The sequence below is a fragment of the Paenibacillus sp. S-38 genome (genome assembly GCF_049942825.1).
Classification (GTDB): Bacteria; Bacillota; Bacilli; order Paenibacillales; family NBRC-103111; genus Paenibacillus_G.
In genome coordinates this window covers 5,360,590-5,385,972 of the sequence record NZ_CP187970.1, presented here as the reverse complement: position 1 = coordinate 5,385,972, position 25,383 = coordinate 5,360,590, and the positions used below count along the sequence as shown (strand labels likewise).

The following is a 25,383-nucleotide window of genomic DNA, read 5'->3' as shown; positions in this document are numbered from 1 at the left end:
ATGCGAACCTTGATGATCGTTGATGATGAGAAAAACATCCGGCTCGGTCTCTCCGCGATGATCTCGCGGGAATTCCCGGGCGCCTACAGGATCGAGCTCGCAGGTGACGGGGAAGAAGCGCTTGCGAAGCTGCAGGCATATGGGGCGGACCTGCTGATCACGGATATCCGCATGCCGAAGATGGACGGCATCGCGCTCTTGAAGCGGATCCGGGAGATGGAACGCCGGCCGCTGCTCCTGGTGCTCAGCGGGCATGACGATTTTGCCTACGCAAAGGAAGCGATCCACTGCGAGGTGAAGGACTATCTGCTCAAGCCGATCGTGCGGGAAGAGCTCTTCGGGGCACTCCGGCGCCTGGAGACGGAGCTGCTCAGGCAGGAGGAGCTCTCAAGCAGGCTGCTTGCAGGCAGCGGGCAGTTCGATGCGCTGCGCGCCAGCCAGCTCGCCTATATCCTGATGCACCCGGGTATGGAGGAGAGCGAGGTCAGGGAGCGGCTGGAGTCGGTCGGCGCCGGGGGCTTCGGACCGGGCTGGGCGGCCGGGGTGCTGCGCTTTCCGGCGGCCGAGCGGCCTGCCCGTCTGGAGGACGCCGTCTCCCGTCTGGAGCGTCTGCTGCCGGAGGAGGCGCAGGAGACGCTGCGCGGGGCGGCCGTCCTGCTCGACAAGGACCGGAACCTGGTCCTGCTCGCGGAAGGCGCCGAGGTCAGCCGTCTGCTGGAGGCCGCGCTGGCTCATGGCAGCGCTTCCGCCCTGCGCGCGGGCCTCAGCCTCTGCCGGAAGGAGGAGCTTGCCCTCCGGCAGATCTATCTCGAGGCGGTGACCGCCATGCGCTCCGGCTTCTTGTACGCGGGCGGTGGCGTTCGCCGCTTCGAGGCGGCGTCCCCCGGGGAGACGCCCTTTGTTCCGCTCGAGTCCATCCGCCGCATCTCCAACCTGCTTGGCACGCGCCGAACGCCGGAGGTACGGGCTCTGCTCTCGCAGGTGCTCGATCCGAAGACGGCTCGCACGAACGGCATAACCTATGTGGAGGCCGTCTCCCGCAGTCTGAACGAGCTGGTCTTCGATCAGGTGTTCCACGCCTACGGCGAGGAATCGGTCGATATCCTGCGGCTGTACAAGCAGGCGGGCTCGATCGACCATTTTGACCAATACCATGAGTATGTGCATTCCGTCGAACAGCTGACGGAGCTGCTCGACCAGTATATTGCCAAGATCCGGGCTGTCCATGCCGACCACAAGGAGATCAAGCGGGCGGTGCAGTACATTGAAGAGAATTACGCCAAGAACCTCAATATGGCGATGGTCTCCAATCATGTGTCCCTGAGCTATACGTACTTCAGCCAGGCCTTCAAAGAATATACGGGCGAGAACTTCGTCGGCTACCTGAAAAAGGTGCGGATTCGGCGGGCCAAGGAGCTGCTGGGAAGCGAGGAGGGCCGAATCTATGAGATCGCGGAGCAGGTAGGCTTCGAGAATACGAAGCAGTTCAACCGCGTGTTCAAGGAGATGGAGGGCATCACGCCGATGGAATACCGGAGCAAGCGCTCCCTGATTTCGTGAATTTCATATAGTTCGGCTTGGAACCTTTTGGGCCGAAGGGTCGTCTATTTATTTTGAAGCAAGGGACCAAGATGAGAAAAGGGGCGGGCTCGTGAAGCTGTCAAGAATCGTATGGGGACTCGCGGGTATGCTGCTGCTTGGCGGCTGCGGCGGGGAATCCGCTCAGCTGGAGGAGAATATCGAAGCCAACGTGGAGCGGATCGCATCGGCTCCGTCGGCTCAGAGCTCGAGCAATCCGGGGGATTACATCAAAGCCGAGCGACAGAGCTACGAGGCGATTGTCAGCCTGGGGGACAAGGCGCTGCCGCATCTCCTGCAGGAGCTGCGCGGGGAGAAGGGGGGCTCGCTTCAGGGCTGGATTATGGCCAAAGCCGGCGAGGACATCCTCCAGGAGAGAAGCCCCGTGAAAGCTTGGGCTTCCGGCACGGATTGGATCGAGCAGTATGATGCCGCACGGAAGCGGCAGACCGAGCAGTGACATACAGGGGGAAAAGCCGGGGACGAGAGTTCCTTGGCTTTTTTCGTATGGCGCCCGTGAGGGAGAGGCTGGATTCAGGGAAGTGCGGGGCGAGCGGACATCACTCATGTGTATGAATGGAAGGAGGGGGAGGACCCCTGATCGAAGCCAAATTGTATTGGGCCAAAAGCGTCGCGGAGGTGGAGCGGCAGTATGGAGCGGAGCAGTGGACTCACATCTATAAGCATCACCCGGAGCTGAGTTACTATGGGTTAGAGGATGGGGAAGCTGTGAGACGGCTGGTAGATGATGGCGATATCCGTCATATCCAGATGACTCTCATCATCAGGGACGGGGAGCGGAGCTGCTGGGATTTGATGTTTCCAGCGCACTCAGCGTATGGAAGGACTACTTGTCTGCCTTGGAGCAGACCTTATGGTACGGCCATACGGAACACATGTACGGGATCGACCCGGTCCGGATGGGGATGGACCTGCTGGGCGGGGGAAGGCTGCGGTTCCGGGTGTGGCCCGAGCTGATACCAGATCAGTTATGGGTGGATAAGGTCGTTCCCGCGGAACCGTTTATCATCGGGGTGACGGAGGGAATCCGCGAGTTCTGGCAGCGCCTTGCAGACGAGCAGCTGCGGATGGGCCGCAACATCAACCCGGAGGAGGTCTTCCGGCGGCTGGATGATCTGCTCCGGATGGCAGGGAGTCGGCTGAGAGGCAGAGGCTGCGAGTGACGACGGTCAGATGAGGGATGAGAGGACTGCAGCAGTGTGGGGGCTTCCATCCCTTGGGGTGAGCGGAACTTTGGAGAGCCAGCGGATTGGCAGCATCTGCACAGCTTGAGCTGCGCCTCTTAAGAGAAGTGTTCTGCCGCAGGATGTATTTATTGGATATTTATGTAATATATGTGCTGTGAAGAAAATAAGGTAGAGCATCAGGGCTAAGCAGCGTTTTCGAGGGGGAGATCACGTTTGAAAAGCTGGCGCCGTATGACCGGAGGCTTCCTGTTATCTTGTTGTTTGTTGGCAGGCTGTTCGGGAGGAGGAGCCCCTGCAGAGGGACCAATGGAAAGCGTTCCCGATCCCGTCCGGTCCGAGGTGCTGTCTTCCTCTCCGGACGTAAGGAAAGTAACCTTCTACAGCGAATCGCTCGGCAAGGACATGAAATTCAACATTTACCTTCCGCCGGGATACAGTACCCAAACCAAGTACCCGGTCCTCTATGCGCTGCATGGGCACGGAAGGAACGAAGATTCGTGGCTTCCCGGAATGGAAGCGGACAAGACGGCCGACCGGCTGCTGGGAGAAGGACGGATCGAACCGCTGATCATCGTCTCACCCGCCGTGGACAACAGCTTCGGCTTCAATTCATCCGACCAGCCGGCGAGGAGGCCCTGTGCAGACTGCAATGATGAAGGCCGGTACGGGGATTATCTTACCAAGGACCTGATCGCTTATGTGGATGCGCACTATAGCACGGCGGCAGACCGGAGCCGGCGGTATATCGGCGGCATCTCCATGGGAGGGTGGGCTGCGCTTCACCAGTCCTTCATGCACCCGGAGCTTTATAGCAAAACGGGAGGCCACAGTGCAGGACTGTTTATGGAGGAGTGGTTCAACACCGGCGGGCTCCGATACTGGCTGTATCCGGACCCCGAGCTTCGGAAATCACGGGACCCCCTGCTCCTGGCGGATACGGAGAAGTTCGACGGGCTGTCCGTCTACCTCGACTGTGGCGAACAGGACAACTACAAGTTCTTCGAGGGATCCGAGCTGCTGTACCGCAAGCTGAAGGCCAAGAACATTGACGTCCAGTACCACCATTCTCCCGGCGGCCATGACAAGAATTACTGGATACCGAAGATGGAGGATTACCTGCTCTTCTATGCAGGGAAGTGAAGGGCGGACTCGGCCTGCGGGGGCTTGGGCGGTGCTTGGGGCCTGAAAAGAGTGTGTGTACTAAGGGAAGATTGAGAAATACGATTTAAATCATCTCGATATGTTAATATGGGTTAGAAAAAGAATAAAGAATAGCGGTGTTGGGAATGTCATCTATTAAATTAGAGTTAGGCTTTGTAGAATTAATACGCCTGCTGTTCTATAAAAAAAATTGTCCCCTATGTAAGAGCAAAGTTAGGAGAGTCAATAAGGACGAATTGGTTACAATAGGTTGGGAAAAAGTTGCTGGGGACGATTTTGTTTATGGAAATCATTATAATAGAAAGATATTATATTACTGTAAGGTATGTAACAAGTTTTTAAATTTAAATGAAATTTAATTCAATGCCAGTATGCAAACAAGCTTATTGGGTCATGGCTTGCATACAGGCCCTTGTCCTGCCGGAAGTTGCGGAGATGATCCCTGATGGAAAGGTGCTGCCGACTCCCCCGGTCGGCCGTACAGGGAGATGAGCTCTCCGGAGTGCGGAAAGGGGTGCCCATCCCCCCGGGGTTGTGGTATTCTATGGAATAGCTTATGAGACAACCGGGGGGAAGACGGATGAAATTCAGACCATGCATTGACCTGCATCAGGGCAAAGTGAAACAGATTGTGGGCGAGACGCTCGGGGCCGCCGGTGAGGCGGTTGTGGAAAATTTCGTATCGGAGCATACGCCTTCCTATTACGCTTCCATGTTCCGCGAGGACGGCTTGAAGGGCGGGCACGTCATCATGCTCGGCGGCGGCAACGAAGCGGCGGCAGTGGAAGCGCTGCAGGCTTATCCCGGCGGCCTGCATGTGGGCGGCGGAATTACCGCGGAGAACGCCGCTTCGTACCTGGAGCGGGGAGCTTCGCATGTCATCGTGACCTCGTATATTTTCCGTGACGGGGAACTGGATATGGGGCGGCTGGACCGCCTTGTGTCCGAGGTGGGCCGGGAGCGTCTCGTCATCGACCTGAGCTGCAAGGCCAGCGGAGACGGCTGGTTCGTGGCGACGAACCAGTGGAAGACGCTCAGCTCGTTCGAGGTGACGGCGGCATCCCTGCGGGAGCTCGAGAGCTGCTGCGACGAGTTCCTCATCCATGCGGTCGATGTCGAAGGCAAGCGCGCCGGCATCCATGAAGGACTGGTGAAGCACCTGGCCGAAGGCGTCACGATTCCGACAACTTATGCGGGCGGGGCCCGGTCGCTCGAGGACCTCGCGCTGTTCCGCGAGCTCGGGCAGGACAAGCTCGATATCACGATCGGCAGCGCCCTGGATATTTTCGGCGGACAGCTGTCTTATAAGGAAGTTGTGGCTTACTGCAGGTAGACGCACGGAGCAGGGAAGGTGCCGGCACAACGGCCGGCCTGCCTGTAAAGGTGATCCGGCACTTTGTGACAAATGGAAACAGCGGAACTCAGCTAAACTCAGTTGCGCCGTTTTGATCGCTTGCGTTTAGGGAAATCCGGACATAGAGGAACTGAAGCCTAGACCATGCAATCGGAGAGCTCGCAAGAGCTCTTTTTTGCCGTTGCTCCCTTTTCATTAAATTTCATTAATGAGGAGGAAAGGGCTATATTTCCAAATCCGCCTAATGATACAATATGTAGGCAAAAGTGCAAGAACGGGGACAGGCACCGGAAGGGGTTCAGGGGGCCTTGACCAGGAAATACACAGTGAAAGAGAGTATGGTCTATGAGCGAAACGGCTGCTCCGCAGCAAACCGAACCGGCCGGGCGGTCCGCGGGGCCGGGCATCGGCACCGGTTTGGCTTGTCTTTATTTTTTGGCCCGCTATCACAAGGTACCCTTGAATGAAGGCCGCTGGAAGGACGAGGCGGCGCATGCGGGAGAGGAGCTGCCGCTTCCCCACCTGATGCGCCTCTCCCAGGAGGCAGGCTTCAAAGTGAAAGCGCTGCGCATTGGGCTCTCCAAGCTGCGCCGGCTGCCTCTGCCGGCGATGATTACGGACCGGGAGGGCGGCTACGGCGTGCTTGCCAAGCTGACCGAGGAGGAGGCGCTGCTCTTCGATCCGGTGACCGGCCGTCCGAAGCCGCTGCCGATCAAGGAATTCACGGAGCAGTGGGGGGGCACGATCATTCTGTTCACCCCCCGGCAGGGCAGGGGGGCGGCGGATTCGCCCTTCGGCTTCCGCTGGTTCCTCCCTCTGCTCTGGAAGTTCCGCCAATCGGTAGCCGAGGTGCTGGCGGCATCCTTGATCCTCCAGCTCTTCGGCATCGCGCTCCCGCTGATCATCCAGGTGGTGATCGACAAGGTGCTGGTGCACAACGGCCTGACGACCCTCCATGTCCTGATGACCGGGCTGGTCGTCATGGCCTGCTTCGAATGGCTGCTCGGCATGGCGCGGACTTATGTGTATCACCATACGACAGGCAGGCTCGACGTCATTCTCGGCACGAAGCTTGTGCGCCACCTGCTTCGCCTGCCGCTCGTTTATTTCGAATCCCGGCGGGTCGGGGATACGATGGCCCGGGTGCGGGAGATGGATCAGATCCGCCAGTTCCTCACGGGCTCGCCGCTGACCGCGCTGCTTGATGCGGCATTTATTTTTCTGTACGTTGCCGTCATGCTGTTCTACAGTCCGGTGCTGACCTGCATCGTGCTCGGGGCGGTGCTGATGCTTGCGCTGCTCTCCTGGGGGGTGACCCCGGTGCTCCGGCGCAGGCTGGAGGAGCGGTATGCACGCAGCGCCGAATCGCAGGCGTTCATGGTCGAATCGGTGTCGGGGATGCAGACGCTGAAGTCCTTCGCGCTGGAGTCCCGGATGCATGCCAAGTGGGAGGAGCTGCTCGCCGGGCAGATCCGCGCGGGCTTCCGGACCTCGATGTGGGCCGGGACCGCCGGGACGACCGGCCAGTGGATCCAGCGGCTCAGCACCCTGGGTGTGCTCTGGTACGGAGCCTGGCTTGTGCTCCATGGGGGGCTGTCGGTCGGCGGGCTGATCGCCTTCCAGATGCTGTCGTCGCGCGTGAGCGAGCCGGTCCTCCGGCTGGTTCAGCTGTGGCGGGAAGTGCAGCAGGCCAGCCTGTCCATCGAGAAGCTGAAGGATGTCTTCGAGACGAAGCCCGAGCCCGGCTCGGAGCCGGGCAAGACGCGGCTGCCGGCCGTTCAGGGGCATATCCGCTTCGAAGGCGTTCGCTTCCGCTACCGGCCGGGGGGCGCGGAGGTGCTCCAGGGCATCTCCTTCCAGGTCAAGCCGGGCAGCGTCATCGGTGTGGTCGGACGCAGCGGATCAGGCAAAAGCACGCTGTCCAAGCTCATCCAGCGGCTCTACGTGCCGGAAGCCGGCCGTATTCTGATCGATGGCATGGATATCGGCCAGGCCGACCCGGTGTGGCTGCGCCGGCAGATCGGCGTCGTGCTGCAGGAGAGCGTGCTCTTCAGCGGCTCGGTGCGCGAGAATATTGCGATCCATTCGCCGGGCGCTTCCATGGAAGCCATCGTGCAGGCGGCGCGGATGGCGGGCGCCCACGAATTCATTACCGACCTGCCGGAAGGCTATGATACGGCTGTCGGCGAACGGGGAGCCTCCCTGTCGGGCGGACAGCGCCAGCGTATAGCCATCGCGCGGGCACTGCTGCTCAATCCGCCGATCCTCATCTTCGACGAGGCGACCTCTGCGCTCGATTATGAATCGGAACGCATCATTCTCCAGAACCTCGGCCAGATCTGCCGGGGACGCACTGTCTTTATCATCGCGCACCGTCTGTCCGCCATGGCCAGGGCGCATGCGGTGATGGTTCTCGATAAGGGACGGCTCGTGGAGTCGGGCACACATCAGGAGCTGCTGGAGAAAGGCGGGCTGTATGCCCACCTGCTGCGGCAGCAGGAAAGGTAGGGAAGCCGGGTGTCGATTCTGCGCACAAGGCATGTGGAGGCGTATGACTTTTTGCCGGCGGCCCTGGAGCTCGAGCAGACGCCGCCGGCCCCGCTCGGGCGGTGGATCATCTGGATCATCTTCACGCTCGTGCTGTCGCTGATCGCCTGGTCGTGCATCGGCTCGATCGATGAGGTGGCGGTCTCGAGGGGCAAGGTCGTGCCGAGCGGCCGGGTGAAAGTGGTGCAGCCGCTGGAGGAAGGCGTGATCGGCGCGATTCACGTGAACGAAGGGGACAAAGTCAAAGCGGGCCAGCTCCTCATGGAGCTTGATCCGGCAATGGACACAGCGGACCTCGAGGGGCTCCGCAAGAATCTGGCGGCCGCCCGGCTGGAGAAGGAGATGCTGGCGGCCGAACGCGACGGGCGGGCGCCGGAGGAGCAGGTGCTCACGGACCTGCTCGCATCATCGGGACTCTCGCCCGGATTCCTGGAGGAGCTGCGCCGGCTGAAGACGGCGGGCGAGTCGGCCCACCGGGCCAAGGAGGAAGCCCTGAAGCTGACGATCGCGCAGCGGGAGAAGGAGATTGCGCTGGAGCGGACGAAGCAGGAGCAGGCGGAGAAGAAATATATGCTGGAGCAGCTCAGCCAGCAGGAGAAGCCGTCCGAGGACAAGTCGATGCTCGACGCGCTTAACCGCCGCAACGACCTGCTGACGGCGCAGCAGGAGGTGGAGTCCTCCATTACGAACGTCCGGAAGCTGATGGACAGCCTCGAAGAGGCGCAGAAGAATCTCCAGGCGCTGACGCAGGAGAGGGAGCAGACCCTGCTCTCCTCCATTGTCGAGAAGGACAAGACGATTCATGCGCTGGAGGCCGAGCTGCTCAAAGCCCAGACGAAGGTCGGCTACCGCAGTCTTGTTTCGCCGACCGACGGGACGGTGCTCGCCATCTCCGCGCAGACGATCGGGGGGATTGTGACGCCGGCCCAGCCGGTCATCACGATCGTGCCGGAGGGGACCGAGCTCATCGTCGAGGGCACGCTGCTCAACAAGGATATCGGCTTCGTCACCGCGGGCCAGGAGGTCCGGGTGAAGATCGATACGTTTCCCTTCCAGAAGTACGGCACGCTGCGAGGAGAAGTCACAGCGATCAGCGCCGATGCGATCGATGATCCCGAGCTCGGCACGGTCTACCGGATGAAGGTCAAGCTGCTGGAGCAGCGGCTGAACGTAAACGGCAGTCCGGTTCCCGTGACCCCGGGGATGACGGTCTCGGCCGAGGTCAAGACGGGAGAGCGGAAGATCATCGAATTCTTCCTCTCGCCGATTCTGAAATATGCCGAGGAAAGCCTCACGCTTCGGTAGCACGCATCCATACAACCAGGGGAGGAGCATTCCTGACATGACACTCTATCAACGATGCGCCTTCTGGGCGCTGATTCTTGCTGTGGCGGGCGGCAGCCTGCAGGCTTCGGGGCCGGCCGCCGCTGCACAGACGACGGCTCCGGCGGCCGAATCGGCGGGGGCTTCGCCGGACCTGTCGACGAGCGGTGCAGCCGAAGCGGGTGCGGATACGGCCCGGGAGGGAGCGGAGGCTGCCGCTGCAGGAACGGACGGAGGGCGGGCCTTTGCCCCTGCGCCGGATATCCGGTACAGAGAAGCGCCTGCCGCAAGCCGGGAGGCCCAGCCCGTGGGCTCCATGGCCTTGAGTCCGGAAGCGGAGGTGCAGGTGAGCGCGCCTGTGCTCTGGTCCGGCGGGGGCCGAAGGCTGCTGCATTTCTCCCTGCGCTATAAGAATGCCGGTGCGAAGGAGCTTGAATTCATGGAGTACGGTGTCCGGCTCTACGGGGCAGGCGCACAGGAGTACAAGGTGAAGCTGCTGCCCAAGGAAACGGAGCTGGAGCCGGTGATTCCCCCCTACTCCGAGAGGACCATCGAGTATTATGCCGAGGTTGGAGACGGGTTCACCCTTGAGGATGCGGTCTTCCGCCTGATCCGCTGGGACTTCGGAACGGCCGGCTTCCAGAGCGTGCTCGGAGACCTCACGGTCCCCGCGGACTACACCTATGCGGTGCCGGCCGATACGGGAACAGCCGTCCTGCTCGACGGCAGCCGCCTGACGGCCTACGCGGGGCAGCTGTTCCGCTACCCGGGGGCGGGCCGGAAGCAGGGCGTCACCGCTTTCCTGCATCTTGCGGCAGCAGGGCAAACGCCCGTGAAGCTGACCGGGCTCGAAGCGTGGCTGGAGCTTGAGGGCCAGCGCTATCCCATGAAGAACGGGGAGGCGTGGGGCGAGCTGACGGCCGGCCCTGCGGGGGATGAGCCGCTCGCCGCCCAGTTCGATGTGCCGGCGGACGCGGATTGGAACGGCGCCCGGCTCTGGCTTACGCGCAAGGCGAGCGAGGAAGCAGGCGGGGAGATCGACGCCCCGCTCGGCTCCTTCGCATTGGGTGAGCCGAGAGCGCTGGCGGAGGAGAAGCCTCTTGCGCCCGGCAGCGTACAGACCGTAGAGAAGGACAGGCTGCCGCTCGAGGTATCCGTGGACCGGGTGTTCGAGCACCCGCAGGGCCGGTTGAACGGCTTGTCGGTGCAGCTGCGGGTGAAGAATGCCTCGAAGGTGGCGCTGAAGCTGCCGGCCTACAAGTATACCCTTCGCAGCGCGGAGGGGAGAGAGTATGGTGCCGAGCCGGCCGGTCTGGAGGAAGAGACGCAGCTGCAGCCGGGAGAAGAGCTCACGGTCAAGCTGGAGGGCGCGCTGCCGTATTCCACGGATGCTTCGCAGGCCTCCGTGCTCCTGAAAGAAGCGGGGGATACGGAGGAAGATGATGCCGAAGGACATCTTCTGCCGCTGGCTCATCTGGCCCTGCCGGCGCCGGCGCAGGAAGAATGGGTGCCGGAGACCGCCTACCCGCTCCGCACGAAGTCAGGCACCTTCCCTTCGCGTCTCATGTCCATCAAACGCGGTCCGCATCTTCAGGAAGACCTCCTCACGGCGGAAGTCCGGATCCGCGGAGAGAACGCCAAGGCGAAGGCGCTGCCGGAGATGACGGGGTATTTTCTCCTTGATGAGGCCACGCGCATCGAGGCCTCGCCCGTCGTGCTGTCTCCGGTGGGAGCCTTAAGGGACAGCGACGAGGCCAGCGTGTACTGGATCGGGCGCGTGCCGTTCAAGACGAAATTCTCGGGCATCAAGCTGGTGCTCGAAGAAGAAACCGCCGAAGGCGGCGAGGATGAGAAGGCGGCGACAAAGGAGCTGGCGGTCTACCGCGCCGAGGGCACCGATACGGCGATTCCGCTGCGCAGGGATGGCGGAACCCGTACGAGCGCGCTGCATCCCGGCTACTCCGCTGCCGTGAAGCAGGCCCGGTCGTTCTCCGGGCCGACCGGCCAGCTGGCCGTCGTGCTTGTGGAGCAGACCAACGCGGAGAGCCGTTCGATGAAGCCGCCGGTGCTTCCGGGTTATTTCCGCACCCCCGCGGGGGGGCTGTACCTGCCGGCGCAGCACAGCGAGATCTCGGGCGACATCACGCCGGACGGCCGTGCGCTTGTCGCCTACTGGACCCGACTGCCGTACGGGAGGCAGGCGGACGATCTGCAGCTGGTGCTGGGCGAAGCGGTGGTGCCCTTCGGCGGCAGTCCGGAGGACGGGGAGCAGGCCGCATCGGCAGATGCCGGAACCGACCCGGCTGCCGCCTCTTCGGCGGGGGATGACGAGGATTCGCCGGGGGAGGAGCTCTACGTCAATCCGGCCGCCTATCCGCTGCCGGAGGAGCAGAACGCCAAGGATACGCTCCAGGAGCTCGTGCTCTATCCGTTCTCTCTCTCGCTTACGAAGGTGGAGCGGCTGAACGAGGGCGGTCAGACGTCCTACCGCGTGAACTATACGCTGGACCGGGGGGCCACCTACGAATCGCACCCGGAAGGGCGGCAGGTTACCATCGAGGTGGAGACGGAGGATCACCATGTGACCTCGAAGACCTATGCGCTCGGCTGGGCGGATGGTGAGGATTCCGGCGGCGAAGGCGGCGATGTGCTGGCCACCGGAGAGCGGAAGCTGACGATCGAGCAGGAGGGCACGGGCGAGACGACCGGAGCTTATACCGTGCGGGTCTACGAAGTATTCCAGAACCAGCGGGTGCTGCTCGCGCAGGATCAGTATCCGTAAGCAGGAAGCGGCACGGCAGGAGGGCGGCGCTCGGGTGCCGCTCTTTCTGCCTTGTACGTGTGTCCGGTACCCGGACGACAGGAAACGTCTGTGATAGACTGAGGCGCCTGGAACGGTGCGGCAGAGACTGTAGGATGCATCCGCCACATAGACTCTAGGGAGAACCGGGAGAGTGGGTGGAAGGCTAAGGCAGCCTTGTAGAGCTGGTGCCGGGCAGGTTGGTGAAGACGGCATCAAACCAGGGAAGGGCTGCCCATCCGGCTTCCGGATGGAACGGACAGAACGGCTACGAGATGAAGACCGAGAGGGGGAAGAGGTATGTTCGAGCTTATCGTACTCGGTTGGCTGGTGATCGTCCTGATTCTTTTGTTCGGGCTTGGCGGCATCCATTCCTTGTTGAAGCAGCGGCTGCGTAACGATCAGCGAATCATTGAACGGCTGGACCTCTTGATCAAGGAGCAGAAGCGGAATCGATGGAGGGGGGGCGGAGAAGGATGACCTTATCGGTGGAGCGGCTGCTTACTCCCGCGAAAAAGGACGCATGGAAAGCGGCATTTTCTCTTCATTCTATTCCGCGGCCGGGCAGCTACTTCGAGCAGTGTCTTGCCGAGAACGTGTCGGGCACGCGGGTCACGCTGCTCGCCTGCGAGGACGAAGTGATTCTCGGGGTCGCCCACTTAAAATACCGGTCCGAGTACCCGTATTTTGGCGAGCGCGGGATTCCCGAAATAAACGACCTGCTTGTGTTCGCTGCGTACCGTCGCCGGGGAATCGCCAATCTCCTGATCGGCGAACTGGAGCGGACAGCCGGTGAACGGCATGAAGAAATGGGTATCGGTGTCGGCCTGTACAAGGATTATGGTTCCGCCCAGCGCATCTACTGCCGCAGAGGCTACATACCGGACGGGCAAGGAATCATGTATGAGAACCGGCCGGTCGCCCCTGGAGAGCAGGTGCGGGTAGATGACGAGCTCGTCCTGTATTTGACGAAGAAGCTGCGGAGCTAGAGGGCACGGGCGAACTTACAGCAGGAAGTAGATGGAGAGGGATCTTATGGATGAAAAAGCATGGCGACGGTGGAAGCTGGGCGTGCTTCTCGATAAGCGGCAGAAGAGACACGGCAGGGAAGAGTCGCTCTTTTTTCTTGAATGTGTTGAGGCCCTGGGGGAGGGGACCCGGATCTGCAGCAGGGAGGAGTCCGAACGTCTCTATGCGAAACTCCAGAAGGAGTATCCTTTTACGTCCTATGGACGCATTGACTGGGCGCAGGTCCCGCATCAGGACGTATCGGTAAGCGACGGGGATCTTGGGGCGACCGGCGCACTGGAATACTGGGTCCTGTGGAGCCATGGGAACGACCCGGTGCTCCGCACGTCCCTACGGAGACTGCTGGAGCGGCTGGACGAGGTCACGGCCGTTTCCCCTGATATGTGGGCATATCGGGAGGACGAGGAAGTGTGGGAATGGTTCCACGACGGAACCTGCCGCCGGAGTCGCAGGAAATAAGCGACCATAGAGGAGGAGCACAGGGAATGAAAGAGGAGCTCAGGAAATGACGGAGGAGTACAGAAAATGACGACCATAGGAACGCTATTGGCGATCGTAATGGCGGGCGCATTTGCCTTTTTTTTGGGGCCGGTGGGGGGGCTGGCTCTGCTATCGGCGATCTTCGGGCTGACGCTGAGCACCTACCTGCGGAACAAAGCCATCCAGGCGGACCTGCAGGAGATTAAGAAGCATCTTGGCCTCGACAAGGAGGAAGAGCGCAGCTTCCAGCTCTCCAATGAGGAGATTGAGCAGGAATTATTCCGTTTGCATGGCGAAGGGAAGCCTGGCGAACGCACATCCCGGGACCTGGAGATCGAGCGGGAGCTTACCGATTTTCCGTTCGATGAAGACGATAAGCCGGGAGATAAAAGATAACCTGCGCAGGATCGATACGCCGATGAGGAGAGCGGCGTAAGCTCATCCGAAAAGCATTGAAGCCCGGCTGCCGGCACATCACCCGGTTACATACGACGAGCTGGCGGACCACCTAATAGCCTGTTATTTACGCCTGGTTATTTACGTTTGCGTGTCATCACCCGGCCTAAAAACGGCTTGCAGGACACTGGATTAAAGGTAGGAGGGGCAGATGTTATGGTATTCACGCACAGGCCGGTGGAGGCGGAGGATTTTGAGAAGATCCGTCTCTTTCCGCAATCGAAAAGGGAGCAGTTCTTCATGTACCCCCGGTGGAGTTACCCGGTGAGCGCTGAGGAGATGCGCGAAGTGGCGCGGGGCCGGCTGCTGCCTACGGTGCTGGTCGATGGGGAGCAGGTGGCCGCATACTGCAATCTGTACCATGCGGAGGGGGAAGAAGGCCTGTGGCTCGGGAATGTGATCGTCTCCCCTGCCCATCGGGGGAGGGGAGCGGCTTCGACGCTCCTGGGGTGCATGATGGAGCAGGCCAAGCGTGAACTCGGCGCAGAGCGGCTGAGCCTGATGTGCCACAGTGTCAACACGGCTGCCCTGCTCCTGTATCATAAGCTCGGCTTCAAGCCGTATGACTGGTCGGCGAAGACCGGCCCCGATGGGGAGAAGCTGCTGCTGCTCAAGCTGACAAGGTCGCTTCAGGATCTCTAGGCCGCGCTCTGCGCGCAGACATCACAAAAAGCCTGGCCCGCCGGCCAGGCTTACAACGTTTGAAAACAACAAAAAAACCAACCCATTGCAGAAGGGCGGAGCGCCGTGCTACAATGAAAACTGGTCTGTCAATGTGACAAAAGTATTTGTGCAAAAATCATCCTAATATTATAATAGCACACAACCACTTACTTGTCAAATGGCAGGCCATACCTTGTACGTGAGGAGCGGTGCTATGACCATCAGCAGGGAAGAACGGACGGAGGAGCAGCGGCGGCTGGAGGCTGTGCTGGGGGAAATCAACAGCAGGCTGGAGAAGCTCCAGGAGGAGGCGGGCGGCTTCCGGGAAGACATCGTCGGGATCCGCAAGCATTTCTGGGAGGATGTCACGATCAACCTGGACGGGGCGGAAGAGGTATACGAGACATTCGCCAGCCTGAAGCAGCAGGCGGAGCTCCTCTCCGAACGGGAGCGGGGCCACCGGCGGATGCAGGCGCAGATCCGGCTGCTGCAGCGGCTGCTGGAATCGCCGTATTTTGGGCGGATCGACTTTCAAGAAGAGGGGGCGGGCGGTGCGGCGGAAGCCGTGTATATCGGAACGGGATCGCTGCTGGACGACAGCGGGCTGAAATTCCTGATCTATGATTGGCGCGCGCCCGTGTCCTCGGTATATTACGACTTCGGGCCGGGGCCGGCCGCCTATATGACGCCGGGCGGTGAGATCCGGGGGGAGCTGGAGCGCAAACGGCAGTATATCATCCGCAGCGGAGAGCTCCGGGCCCTCTTCGATACGGGGCTGACGATCGGCGACGAGCTGCTTCAGCATGTGCTGGGCGGCGCTTCCGACACTCGGATGAAGAGCATTGTGGCGACGATCCAGCGCGAGCAGAACCGGATCATCCGCAGTGAGCACAGCCGCCTGCTTATCGTGGAAGGGGCAGCTGGCAGCGGCAAGACGTCCGCGGCCCTGCAGCGGATCGCCTACCTGCTCTACCGGTACCGCGAATCGCTTCGGGCGGATCAGATCGTTCTGTTCTCGCCGAACGGGATGTTCTCCGCTTATGTGTCCTCGGTGCTTCCGGAGCTCGGGGAAGACAATATGCAGCAGACCACCTTCCAGGAATACCTGGATTACCGGCTCTCCGAGGATTACCGGGTGGAAGAGCCGCTCGATTCCTTAGAATATGTGTACGGTGAGGGCCGGGATCCGGCGGACGATCCGCGTATGGCCGGGATTGCCGTCAAGGCGCAGGCTTCCTTTCTGGACGCCCTGGTATCGTACACGGCCGCCCTCGGTACCCGTGGAGGCATGAAGTGGCATGCACTGACGTTCCGTGACTCCGTCATCGTAAGCAGGGAGGAGATGGATGCAAGGTTCCTGGCGCTTGATCCGTCCCTGTCCATGCCGAGCCGGCTCGAACAGCTTACGAAGGATCTGCTCCGTTCGGCGGAGGAGTACATGCGCTCTCAGGTTTACGCGGACTGGGTGGAAGAAGAGGTGCAGACGCTGGATGCGGAAGCGTATTTGAAAGCCTACAGCCGGCTGCAAAGCCGCAAGCGGTTCTCTGAGGAGACGTTTGATGATTATGACAGGGAATACGAGGAGCTGGCGAAGGCCTTGCTGCAGGAATACTTCACCCCGCTCAAAAGTTGGATCAAAAGCCTTCGGTTCCTCGATGCCCCTGGAATGTACAAAGCCTTGTTCAGCGACCCGGACCTCCGGCGCGCCCATCTGATTCCTCTGTACGGCGACTCTTCCGCATTGGACGGATGGTGCGCCTATACGGTCCGCCGGCTGGAGGAGGGAGAGCTGCCTTATGAGGACGCGGCTCCTTATTTGTTCTTCAAGGAATCGCTGGAGGGCTTCCGGACGAACACCGCCGTGCGGCATGTGTTCGTGGATGAGGCCCAGGATTATACGCCGCTGCAGTGGGCGTATCTGCGCCGCCTGTTCCCCCGCAGCCGCTGGACCGTGCTCGGAGACCCCAACCAGGGGATCGGGGCCCATCTCTTGGGGGTGGGGGAGATGAACCATCCCGCGGTGCTGGCGGCCCCGGACGAAACGGAGCGGATCCGGCTTACCCGGACCTACCGGTCGACGAAGCCGATCGTGGAATTCACCCGCTCGCTGCTGCCCGGTGCTGATATCGAGCCCTTCGACCGGGAGGGCCCCGAGCCCACCCTGACGGTAATCGCACGGGACGGTGGAAGGCTGGCCGAGGAGATCCGGCAGCGGACGGAGAAGATCCGGTCCGCCGGACACCGGACGATCGCGATCCTCTGCAGAAGCGAGCAGGAGAGCGTAGAGGCTTACGAATCGCTGCGAGGCGGAATGGAAGTGAAGCGGATCGGGCGGCATGGCGGATCCTTCGAGCCCGGCGTGCTGGTGCTTCCCGCCTATTTGGCCAAGGGCGTGGAATTCGATGCGGTGCTGATGTATGACGTGTCGCAGGAGCGGTACGGCGGCGAACGGGACCGCAAGCTCTTCTATACGGCCTGCACGCGGGCGATGCATGAGCTTCACCTGTTCAGCCGCGGGGAGCCGAGCAGGCTGCTGCGGGATGTACCGGCCGGGACCTATCGGATTAACAGCCCTCTTGACATTCCGTATCAATAAAGTCATAATGACAATATTGATGAATGATGCTTCCCATTTGCCAAGGTCAAGATAACACGGTACGCTGTTGGGGAGAGGGCGACATTTCCTGGGGAATAATGGAATGTCCGGGGATGTATGGGGATGTTCTTGGTGGCAGTCAGGCCGATTGCGGAAGGCGGGCACGGATGGCCTAGGGTGACCGGCCTTGACCGCCCAGGCACGACCCTGTCCCGTACACGGGCAGATGATTTCGGCGCCATGGGATTGGAAGCATCAGGGAGGGGAAATGATATCATGAGAGCATTGATCGTTATTGATTATACGGTGGACTTCGTGACCGGCAAGCTGCCCTGCGGCGAGCCTGCCATGGCGATCGAAGCCGAGCTTGTCCGCCTTACGGAAGCGTTCATCCGCGAGGGCAGCGAGGTGGTGATGGCGGTCGATCTTCATGAGGAGGAGGATCCTTACCATCCCGAGAGCCGGCTGTTCCCGCCTCATAATATCCGCGGCACCGGCGGCAGGGACCTGTACGGGAAGCTGCAGGACGTCTACCGGGCGAACAAGGACCGGGTCCACTGGATGGACAAAACCCGGTACAGCGCCTTCTGCGGAACCGACCTGGAGCTGAGGCTAAGGGCGCGGGGGATTACGGAGCTGCACCTGGCCGGCGTCTGCACGGACATCTGCGTACTGCACACCGCGGTCGATGCCTACAACAAAGGGTTCGATATCACCGTGCACCGGGGAGCGGTCGCCAGCTTCAACCCGGCGGGACACGAATGGGCGCTGGGGCACTTCGGGAGCACCCTTGGAGCCAAGGTGATCTAGTTCTGGCCGCCCGGCTTCATCCGGGCGGCGGAACTTGAGGAGCAAGAGGGTACGGCAGAGGAAGTATAGAGAGACAGGAGACGAGATGACATGTCTTATGACAATTTGACCCTTCATACGGATAAATACCAGATCAACATGATGTACGCGCATTGGTTCCACGGGACACTGAACGACAAAGCTGTCTTCGAAGCTTACTTCCGCAAGCTGCCGTTCGGCAACGGCTATGCGGTGTTTGCCGGCCTCCAGCGGATTGTGGAGTATATCCGGGAGCTGCGCTTCGATGAGGACATGCTGGCCTATCTGGCGGAGCAGGAGGAGAATTACGATCCGGCCTTCTTGGAAGAGCTGCGGCAGCTCCGCTTCACCGGCGACCTGTGGTCCGTACCTGAAGGGGAGATTGTCTTCCCGAACGAGCCGCTCGTCCGGGTGGAGGCCCGGGTGTTTGAAGCCCAGCTCATCGAGACGGCGCTGCTCAACTTCCTCAACTATCAGACCCTGATCGCGACGAAGGCTTCGCGGATCCGGCAGGTGGCGGGAGGGGACACCCTGCTTGAATTCGGCACGCGCCGTGCGCAGGAAGCGGATGCCGCAGTCTGGGGAGCAAGGGCGGCTTACCTGGCCGGCTTCGATGCCACTTCGAACCTGCGGGCGGGGATGCGCTTCGGCATTCCCACCAAGGGAACGCACGCGCATGCGTGGGTCCAGGGCCACGAGTCGGAGGAGGAGGCATTCGACCGCTTCGCCGCTGCCCTGCCGGACCAGGTGACGCTGCTCGTCGACACGTACGATACGCTGAAGAGCGGCATCCCGCATGCGATCCGGACCGCGAAGAAGATGGAGAGCCAGGGCAAGCGAATGCAGGGAGTGCGCCTCGACAGCGGGGACCTCGCTTATTTGTCGAAGGCGGCAAGGGCGATGTTCGACGAAGCGGGGCTGCCGTACGTCAAGATCACGGCATCGAACGATTTGGACGAGAACATCATTTTCAACCTGAAGGCGCAGGGGGCGGCCATCGATTCGTGGGGCGTGGGAACGCAGCTGATCACATCGGCTGACCAGCCGTCGCTCGGCGGCGTCTATAAGCTCGTAGCCCGCGAGAGCGGAGGAGCGTACGTGCCGGTGATCAAGATCTCGGGCAACCCCGAGAAGGTCACCACGCCGGGCCTCAAGGAAACCTACCGGATCGTGAACCGGAAGACCGGCAGGGCGGAGGCCGACTACATCGCGCTGAAGCATGAGGACGACATGCGCCGGGGGCAGCCGCTGAAGCTGTTCGACCCGATTCACCCTTTCTTGTCGAAGACGGTGGAGGATTACGAGGCGCAGCCCCTGCTGCAGGAGATCTTCCGGGAAGGGGAGCAGGTGTACACGCTGCCGGGGCACGAAGAGATCCGCGCGTATCACCGATCGCGCCTCGGCCTGTTCTGGCCGGAATATATGCGTAAGCTGAATCCCGAGCGCTACCCGATCGATCTCAGCCCGGCGGCTTGGGAGCTGAAGATGAATCTCATCAAGCAGCATCAGAAGCAGTAGGAAGGCGGCGGAGTTATCGTTTCACCTCTCGCGGTGCCCGAAAGGCCCGGAGCAGGTTCCATCAGGAACCTTGCACCGGGCTATTTTGTGCTGTGTAATACCATGATCGTCGGCAGTGCAGCAGCGATCCTTAATCCTACATTCGGACTTTTCTCAATACTATGCGAAGTAAACACAGACCCGGGATCATCAGCGCGAGCGATACCGTACCTAAGTTAACTCAGCCTATATCACACCGAAAATCCATAATCCCCTTAGTACGCGGTTATGGAACATATTCCTATCATCCTCGGTTTACTAAAAACCTTATGCTAAGTCATTTTGCTGAACGACTGCCCCTGGCCCTTGCATGTTTAATGGCTTTTTGAGACTCCACCCACCGCATGAACTCCGTTTGTTTGCTTGGGCTCGCCAGCAGCTCATCAATATTCTTACGGTCTTCCAGAAATTGCACAATCAAGAGATTGGAGCGCATTTCTTTAGCGTTACCTTTCTCCGCGTAAAATTGTTGGAACCACAATTGACCCCGGAGACGGTTTATATTTGCTTTTAATGCAGAGGGGCTTAATGCAAATGAAAGATTCATTACAAAGTGAATGACTGCTTCCCACACGGTAAAGCCACACCCCATTCGATGTTACTGGAATATATTTCTATATTACCCGCCTGATACCTTGCTGGCAATAGGATTCTGTTTAGGATGGCGCGGTCCGACCTGTATTTCCGGATGTACTTGCCTGATGAGCCTGATGCACGGCCAAATTCCGTCCAAGAAGGAGAGCTTTTGGAATCGTGATGGAGGCCTGAGGAGAGTGAAAAATTCAAATCAATCTTGAATGTCTGGAAGCAGATTCCAGGATTTTGCACATTAATTTACACAATTCGATAATCTTAATGCAGAATTTACAATCGCTTGATCTTCTTCGAATCGAGATGCTTTACCTTTAAAAGGTATACATACTGAATTGATTTCTGGAGGGACTTCACTTGAAGAAGAACAAAATCGTTAAAGGTATGGTAGTATCCGGGCTTCTGCTGTCCATGGTGCCGGCAGGGATTTCTAGTGCGGCAGACGAAGCTTCCAATGCCAATGCGGCTCAGCCCAAAGCGCCCGCGTCCAAGAACCTCATCGTCCTGATCGGCGACGGCATGGGACCGGCCCAGGTGACGGCGGCCCGTTATTATTCGAAATCGAAGCTGAACCAAGAGCATCTGAAGCTTGACAGCTATTATGTCGGACAGGCTACGACCTATGCCGACCGCGGCGAAGACGGCGGGAAGATCGTATCCGGCGCCGTGACGGACTCGGCTTCGGCGGGTACCGCGTTTGCAACGGGCAACAAGACGTACAATGCAGGCATCTCCGTATCGAATGAGGATGTCTCGAAGCCGTACGCTTCGGTCATTGAAGCGGCAGAGAAGAGCGGCAAAGCGACGGGCCTTGTCACAACGGCACGCATCACGCACGCCACTCCGGCGGTATTCGCCTCCCACGTGCGCAATCGAGATAACGAGAATGCGATCGCGTCGCAGTATCTCGACAGCGGCGTGGACGTTCTCTTCGGCGGCGGCAAGCAGTTCTTCGTGACGAAGGACGAGAAGGGCAAGCGGACGGATAAGAGCCTGCTGCCGGATTTCCAGGCTAAAGGCTACCAGGTGGTGGAGAATGCGGAAGGGCTTCAGGCGCTGACGGCGCAGAATAAGAGGGCTCTTGGCCTCTTCGGCAGCTCCCACGTGGCATACACGCCGGACCGTGACGCTTCGATCCCAAGCCTCGCCAACATGACGAGCAAGGCGCTCGAGATTCTCTCGGCCGACGAGAAAGGCTTCGCGATGATGATCGAGGGCGGACGGATCGACCATGCTTCCCATGCCAACGACTTCCCGACGGCAGTTCAGGAAGTGATCGATTTTGACGCGGCGGTGAAGGTGGCAATGGATTTTGCCAAGAAGGACGGCAATACGTCCGTCGTTATCACCGCTGACCACGAAACCGGCGGTCTCTCGCTCGCCCGCGATAACCTGTATGAGCTGAACATCGATCTGTGGGACAAGCAGAAGAAGTCCTCCGAAGCGCTCATTCCGCTGCTGACCAAAGCGACGACCATCGCGGAAATCAAGCAGATCGTAGCAGATAACACGTGGATTACCGACCTGACGGACGAGGAAGCCCAGTTCATCCTGGAGGGTGACGGTTCTTCGTACAAGCAGGAAGGCGCATATAACAATGTCATCGCGAAGCGTCTGCTCGTCGGCTGGTCCGGTCACGGCCACTCTGCAGTCGACGTAGGCGTATGGGCCTATGGCCCGATTGCCGATCAAGTGCAGGGCAATATCGACAACACGCAGATTGCCAAAGCCAGCGCAGCGGCCATCGGAGTCGACCTGGCGGCGACGGCAGCCGAGATGCAGGCGAAGTACCTCTATCCGAAGTTCAAAATCACCCGCGAAGGTGCCGTTCTGTACCCGGCCAAGGCGCTTGGCGAGAAGCTCGGCGGGGTTGTAGCGTGGGACGAGGCTTCCCGCAGCGTGAAGCTGACGAAGGGAACCCAGACGCTGACCGTCAGCATCGATACGAACAAGGTCCAGCTGAACGGGCAGGACGCAGCGTATGCAGCCAATGTGGATAACGGCTCGCTGTACCTTCCGCTCGAGGCCTTCAATGCGCTCACCGGCAGCAGTATGACTTGGGATTCGCTGTCCGAGCGGTTGGTTTTGAAATAATACGGGTTTTGAATGCAGCGTAAACAGGACAGGAGAACTGCGGTTCTCCTGTTCCTGTTTTGGAGAAGAAAGGCGGTTGACTTCCTTATGAAATCCATCCCTACCGAAGCCATGATCCGGTTGGATCGTGTCTCCAAATCGTTCGCCGTGAACGGCCGGCCGCTCCCCATACTGCAGATTCCTTCGTGGGTAGTGCTGCGCGGGGAACGGATCGCGATCATCGGACCCAGCGGCAGCGGGAAGAGCTCTCTGCTTCACCTGCTGAGCGGGATCCAGAAGCCGGACAGCGGCGAGATCCATGTCGACGGACAAGAGCTCTCCATTCTGCCTGAAGGGGCGAGGGATAAGTTCCGTGCGGAGAAGGTCGGCTATATTTTTCAGGACTTTCATCTCATTCCTTCGCTGACCGCGCAGCAGAATGTGGAGCTCGTGCTGCCCTCCGGCATGCCGAAGCGGGAGAAGCGGGAACGCATCCGCGAGTGGATGGAGGCCGTCGGCATGGCGGACCGCAGCGGACACCGTCCGGCCCAGCTCTCCCGCGGGCAGCAGCAGCGGGTGGCGATCGTGCGGGCGCTCATTAACCGTCCGCCCCTGATCCTGGCCGACGAGCCGACGGGTTCGCTGGATTTTGAGACGGCGGGAGCCCTGATGGCGCTGCTGCTTGATCTCTGCGGCAGGGAAGGCAGCACACTGATTACCGTGACGCACGATCTGCATCTGGCCCGGACGTTCTCAAGGATCGTGCATATCGGCGAGCTCAATTCGCTCGTCCGTCCGGTGAGGGAAGCGTCTGTTCCGAGGGAGAAGGAGGGGATGGCGCTGTGATGATGCTGCTCTGGCGCAATCTGCTGCACCGCAAGGGGCTGTCCCTGCTGACCGTGGTGTCTGTGGCGCTGACCGTGGGCCTGCTGGTTTTTCTGATTCTCGTCAAAGCGGGCATCGAGGAAGGGGCGGCCAAAGGCTACGGTCCGTTCGAGCTGGTCGTTGGAGCGGATGGAAGCGAGACCCAGCTTGTGCTCAATACCTTCTACCATGTGGATGTCCCGACAGGCAATATCCCTTATGAAGTGTTCGAGAGGCTGGCCAAGGATCCTGAGACGGCTGCCGCCTATGCGATGACGACGGGGGACAATTACAACGGGTATCCGATCGTGGGCATAGAGCCGGCCTATTTCCCCGAACGGTACGGGGACCGCAAGCTGGCTGCGGGGAAACTGTATGCGGCATCCGGTGAAGTCGTCCTCGGCGCCCACGCGGCAAGGGAGCTTGGCGTCCATGTCGGGGACACCTTCAAGGGCGGCCATGGCCTCGTGGATTCCCAGCATGAGGAGGAAGAGCACGAAGAGGCGGCCGGGTATGAGGCTGAAGGCGCAGGGCATGAGGAAGCGGGAGATGCGCACGCCTCGTTCGTGTACAAAGTGGTCGGTATCCTTCCCATGCTGAACACGGCTGATGACCGGGCCGTGTTCACGACGGTGGACTATGCCTGGAAGGTGCACGGGGCCGAGGCGGAGCGGCACCGGGATGTAACCGCCGTACTCGTGAAGCCGAAGTCGATCGGCGGCACGCAGTCCCTGAAGCTCGCATACGACAAGCTGGACAATGTGCAGGCGGTTTATACCTCCAAAGCGGTTGCCGATGTGGTCAATCTCGTCGACCGGGGCTCCGCCATGCTGAACGTCGTCTCGATTCTCTGCGTGCTGCTTGCGGCGATCTCGATTCTGCTGTCGCTGGTCGCGGCGGCGGGAGAGCGGCGCAAGGATGCGGGGCTGCTGCGCTTGATCGGCAAACCGGCCTCGTTCATCTGGTTCACGCTGCTGGGGGAAGGGCTGCTGGTTACTGCAGCGGGCCTTGCAGCGGGTCTAGTCATCGGTCACCTCGGAAGCTATCTGGGCGGGACCGCCATGTTCGAGTTCTCGGGCATTCACGTGAACGCACTGACGATCGAAGAAGGCGAGGGGCTGCTGGCCGCCGGCACGCTGCTGGTCGGAGCCGCCGCATCGCTCGGTCCCGCTTACCGGGTCTACCGGGCGGATCCGCTGCAGCTGTTCCGGTCTTAACCAAGGGAGAGGAGCTGAATCCTATGAAAAAAATAACGCAAACGATGCTCATCGGCTGCCTGCTGCTGACCGCCTGCGGCAAAGTGTCTCCGTCCGGCGGAGCGGCGGAGACCGGCGGCTCGTTCGCCGACGCGGCAAAGCCGGCCGCAGTGGCGGCAGGGGGCGAGTCCGCGCAGCCCGCGCCGGCGGCGCCAGCGCCCGCAGGGGCGGCAGGCGGCGGCGAGTCCGCACAGCCTGCGCCAGCGGCGCCAGCGCCCGCAGTCCCGGCAGGCGGCGGCGAGTCCGCGCAGGCCGCGCCAGCGGCGCCAGCGCCCGCAGCGGGGGGACCGCACAGCCCGCTCCGGCGGCGTCAGCGTCCGCAGCGCCTGCAGCGGGCGTGTCCGCGCAGCCTGCACCGGCGGCACCAGCGCTCGCGGCCCCGGCAGGCAGCGTGTCCGCACAGCCTGCACCGGCGGCACCAGCGCCCGCAGCCGGCGACATCGCCGCACCGGCGCAGGCGCGGAAGGAGACTCCGGCCGCGCCGGCCAAGACTTCCGGGACGCCGGTGATCGGCTGGGAGGAGTTCTTCGATAACGACAAGCAGACGACGCCGTCGAACAAGTTCTGGGATCTGAGCGGTAAGACCGTTGAGATCAAGGGATACATGGGTGAGGTGCTCTCCATGGATCACCACTGGTTCCTGCTCATTCCGAAGCCGGGGGCCGAGTGCCCGTTCGACAACGGGGATGAAACCTACTGGAACCGGATCATGATCGTATTCGTGCCGGACGACGTGAAGCTGCGGTACACGCAGGGCCCCTTGAAGATTACGGGGCGGCTGGACGTAGGTATTAAGGTCGACGAGTCCGGCTACAAGACGATGTTCCGGCTCTATGATGCGAAGTTCGAGAAGCTGGAGGAATAGGTAATTTTTGGGTACAAAGTCTTAGTAGTAAACTATTTTGCAACACCATTTTACAAAAACTCCATACGGCCTTAATTCTATATTTACAATCCATAGGTATGATGGACTTGTTGATTCGTTCTATTAAATATGAGGATCGGACGGTGCATCTACA

General features: G+C 60.6%; 21 protein-coding genes. 20 read left to right on the top strand and 1 reads right to left on the bottom strand.

The annotated features are described in order from the left end of the window. From ACP26L_RS23590 to ACP26L_RS23515, 16 genes are all read left to right on the top strand, one after another. Positions 1-1,560 (top strand): response regulator transcription factor, encoded by a 1,560-nt coding sequence (locus ACP26L_RS23590; protein WP_426446906.1) that lies wholly within the window; start codon positions 1-3, stop codon positions 1,558-1,560. A 91-nt stretch (positions 1,561-1,651) separates the two neighbouring features. Next, complete coding sequence (locus ACP26L_RS23585; protein WP_426446905.1) at positions 1,652-2,038, top strand: hypothetical protein; 387 nt, start codon at positions 1,652-1,654, stop codon at positions 2,036-2,038. Positions 2,039-2,438: 400 nt separating this feature from the next. Next, positions 2,439-2,762, top strand: coding sequence for a hypothetical protein (locus ACP26L_RS23580; RefSeq protein WP_426446904.1), 324 nt, complete (start codon positions 2,439-2,441; stop codon positions 2,760-2,762). A 330-nt stretch (positions 2,763-3,092) separates the two neighbouring features. Next, positions 3,093-3,926 (top strand): alpha/beta hydrolase, encoded by an 834-nt coding sequence (locus ACP26L_RS23575; protein WP_426446903.1) that lies wholly within the window; start codon positions 3,093-3,095, stop codon positions 3,924-3,926. Positions 3,927-4,527: 601 nt separating this feature from the next. After that, on the top strand, positions 4,528-5,280 hold the full coding sequence (hisA, locus tag ACP26L_RS23570; RefSeq protein WP_426446902.1) for a phosphoribosylformimino-5-aminoimidazole carboxamide ribotide isomerase: 753 nt from the start codon (positions 4,528-4,530) through the stop codon (positions 5,278-5,280). Positions 5,281-5,646: 366 nt separating this feature from the next. Further along, a complete protein-coding gene (locus ACP26L_RS23565; RefSeq protein WP_426446901.1) occupies positions 5,647-7,809 on the top strand; it encodes a peptidase domain-containing ABC transporter in 2,163 nt (720 codons plus the stop codon). A 9-nt stretch (positions 7,810-7,818) separates the two neighbouring features. Beyond that, positions 7,819-9,153 carry an HlyD family type I secretion periplasmic adaptor subunit gene (locus tag ACP26L_RS23560; protein ID WP_426446900.1) on the top strand — a complete coding sequence of 445 codons (1,335 nt, stop codon included), beginning with the start codon at positions 7,819-7,821 and terminating at the stop codon, positions 9,151-9,153. Between the two features lie 37 nt (positions 9,154-9,190). After that, the gene (locus ACP26L_RS23555; RefSeq protein WP_426446899.1) at positions 9,191-11,953 is read left to right on the top strand and encodes a hypothetical protein; all 2,763 of its coding nucleotides are present in this window, start codon (positions 9,191-9,193) and stop codon (positions 11,951-11,953) included. A 318-nt stretch (positions 11,954-12,271) separates the two neighbouring features. Beyond that, entirely contained in the window at positions 12,272-12,451 is a 180-nt protein-coding gene (locus ACP26L_RS23550; RefSeq protein ID WP_426446898.1) for a hypothetical protein, read from the top strand. Next, the gene (locus ACP26L_RS23545) at positions 12,448-12,960 is read left to right on the top strand and encodes a GNAT family N-acetyltransferase (RefSeq protein WP_426446897.1); all 513 of its coding nucleotides are present in this window, start codon (positions 12,448-12,450) and stop codon (positions 12,958-12,960) included. The genes ACP26L_RS23550 and ACP26L_RS23545 overlap by 4 nt, the downstream gene beginning before the upstream one ends. 46 nt (positions 12,961-13,006) lie before the next feature. Next, positions 13,007-13,459, top strand: coding sequence for a hypothetical protein (locus ACP26L_RS23540; protein ID WP_426446896.1), 453 nt, complete (start codon positions 13,007-13,009; stop codon positions 13,457-13,459). Positions 13,460-13,525: 66 nt separating this feature from the next. Further along, on the top strand, positions 13,526-13,876 hold the full coding sequence (locus ACP26L_RS23535) for a hypothetical protein (RefSeq protein ID WP_426446895.1): 351 nt from the start codon (positions 13,526-13,528) through the stop codon (positions 13,874-13,876). Between the two features lie 216 nt (positions 13,877-14,092). Then, complete coding sequence (locus tag ACP26L_RS23530; protein WP_426446894.1) at positions 14,093-14,578, top strand: GNAT family N-acetyltransferase; 486 nt, start codon at positions 14,093-14,095, stop codon at positions 14,576-14,578. A 235-nt stretch (positions 14,579-14,813) separates the two neighbouring features. Then, entirely contained in the window at positions 14,814-17,195 is a 2,382-nt protein-coding gene (helD, locus tag ACP26L_RS23525; protein ID WP_426446892.1) for an RNA polymerase recycling motor HelD, read from the top strand. Between the two features lie 276 nt (positions 17,196-17,471). After that, a complete protein-coding gene (locus tag ACP26L_RS23520) occupies positions 17,472-18,005 on the top strand; it encodes a cysteine hydrolase family protein (RefSeq protein ID WP_426446891.1) in 534 nt (177 codons plus the stop codon). A 90-nt stretch (positions 18,006-18,095) separates the two neighbouring features. Further along, positions 18,096-19,541, top strand: coding sequence for a nicotinate phosphoribosyltransferase (locus ACP26L_RS23515; RefSeq protein ID WP_426446889.1), 1,446 nt, complete (start codon positions 18,096-18,098; stop codon positions 19,539-19,541). 316 nt (positions 19,542-19,857) lie between these two features. Here ACP26L_RS23515 and ACP26L_RS23510 read toward each other — a convergent pair whose 3' ends face one another. After that, positions 19,858-20,154, bottom strand: a complete 297-nt coding sequence (locus ACP26L_RS23510) for a hypothetical protein (RefSeq protein ID WP_426446887.1) — start codon at positions 20,152-20,154, stop codon at positions 19,858-19,860. A 374-nt stretch (positions 20,155-20,528) separates the two neighbouring features. On the opposite strand from ACP26L_RS23510, the gene ACP26L_RS23505 reads away from it, so the two are divergent. From ACP26L_RS23505 to ACP26L_RS23490, 4 genes are all read left to right on the top strand, one after another. Then, positions 20,529-22,265, top strand: coding sequence for an alkaline phosphatase (locus tag ACP26L_RS23505; protein ID WP_426446886.1), 1,737 nt, complete (start codon positions 20,529-20,531; stop codon positions 22,263-22,265). 87 nt (positions 22,266-22,352) lie between these two features. After that, positions 22,353-23,090 carry an ABC transporter ATP-binding protein gene (locus tag ACP26L_RS23500; RefSeq protein ID WP_426446884.1) on the top strand — a complete coding sequence of 246 codons (738 nt, stop codon included), beginning with the start codon at positions 22,353-22,355 and terminating at the stop codon, positions 23,088-23,090. Further along, the gene (locus tag ACP26L_RS23495; RefSeq protein ID WP_426455069.1) at positions 23,090-24,325 is read left to right on the top strand and encodes an ABC transporter permease; all 1,236 of its coding nucleotides are present in this window, start codon (positions 23,090-23,092) and stop codon (positions 24,323-24,325) included. The genes ACP26L_RS23500 and ACP26L_RS23495 overlap by 1 nt, the downstream gene beginning before the upstream one ends. A gap of 376 nt (positions 24,326-24,701) precedes the next feature. Then, positions 24,702-25,229: a hypothetical protein gene (locus ACP26L_RS23490; protein ID WP_426446882.1), complete on the top strand. Its 528-nt coding sequence runs from the start codon at positions 24,702-24,704 to the stop codon at positions 25,227-25,229. Positions 25,230-25,383 lie beyond the last annotated feature (154 nt).

What these genes read in the sequence shown, in the direction of transcription:
- ACP26L_RS23590 (WP_426446906.1), top strand. Translation starts at nt 1, where the DNA reads ATGCGAACCTTGATGATCGTTGATGATGAGAAAAACATCCGGCTCGGT.
- ACP26L_RS23575 (WP_426446903.1), top strand. Translation starts at nt 3,093, where the DNA reads ATGGAAAGCGTTCCCGATCCCGTCCGGTCCGAGGTGCTGTCTTCCTCT.
- hisA (WP_426446902.1), top strand. Translation starts at nt 4,528, where the DNA reads ATGAAATTCAGACCATGCATTGACCTGCATCAGGGCAAAGTGAAACAG.
- ACP26L_RS23565 (WP_426446901.1), top strand. Translation starts at nt 5,647, where the DNA reads ATGAGCGAAACGGCTGCTCCGCAGCAAACCGAACCGGCCGGGCGGTCC.
- ACP26L_RS23555 (WP_426446899.1), top strand. Translation starts at nt 9,191, where the DNA reads ATGACACTCTATCAACGATGCGCCTTCTGGGCGCTGATTCTTGCTGTG.
- ACP26L_RS23550 (WP_426446898.1), top strand. Translation starts at nt 12,272, where the DNA reads ATGTTCGAGCTTATCGTACTCGGTTGGCTGGTGATCGTCCTGATTCTT.
- ACP26L_RS23545 (WP_426446897.1), top strand. Translation starts at nt 12,448, where the DNA reads ATGACCTTATCGGTGGAGCGGCTGCTTACTCCCGCGAAAAAGGACGCA.
- ACP26L_RS23540 (WP_426446896.1), top strand. Translation starts at nt 13,007, where the DNA reads ATGGATGAAAAAGCATGGCGACGGTGGAAGCTGGGCGTGCTTCTCGAT.
- ACP26L_RS23535 (WP_426446895.1), top strand. Translation starts at nt 13,526, where the DNA reads ATGACGACCATAGGAACGCTATTGGCGATCGTAATGGCGGGCGCATTT.
- ACP26L_RS23530 (WP_426446894.1), top strand. Translation starts at nt 14,093, where the DNA reads ATGGTATTCACGCACAGGCCGGTGGAGGCGGAGGATTTTGAGAAGATC.
- helD (WP_426446892.1), top strand. Translation starts at nt 14,814, where the DNA reads ATGACCATCAGCAGGGAAGAACGGACGGAGGAGCAGCGGCGGCTGGAG.
- ACP26L_RS23520 (WP_426446891.1), top strand. Translation starts at nt 17,472, where the DNA reads ATGAGAGCATTGATCGTTATTGATTATACGGTGGACTTCGTGACCGGC.
- ACP26L_RS23515 (WP_426446889.1), top strand. Translation starts at nt 18,096, where the DNA reads ATGTCTTATGACAATTTGACCCTTCATACGGATAAATACCAGATCAAC.
- ACP26L_RS23500 (WP_426446884.1), top strand. Translation starts at nt 22,353, where the DNA reads ATGAAATCCATCCCTACCGAAGCCATGATCCGGTTGGATCGTGTCTCC.
- ACP26L_RS23495 (WP_426455069.1), top strand. Translation starts at nt 23,090, where the DNA reads ATGATGCTGCTCTGGCGCAATCTGCTGCACCGCAAGGGGCTGTCCCTG.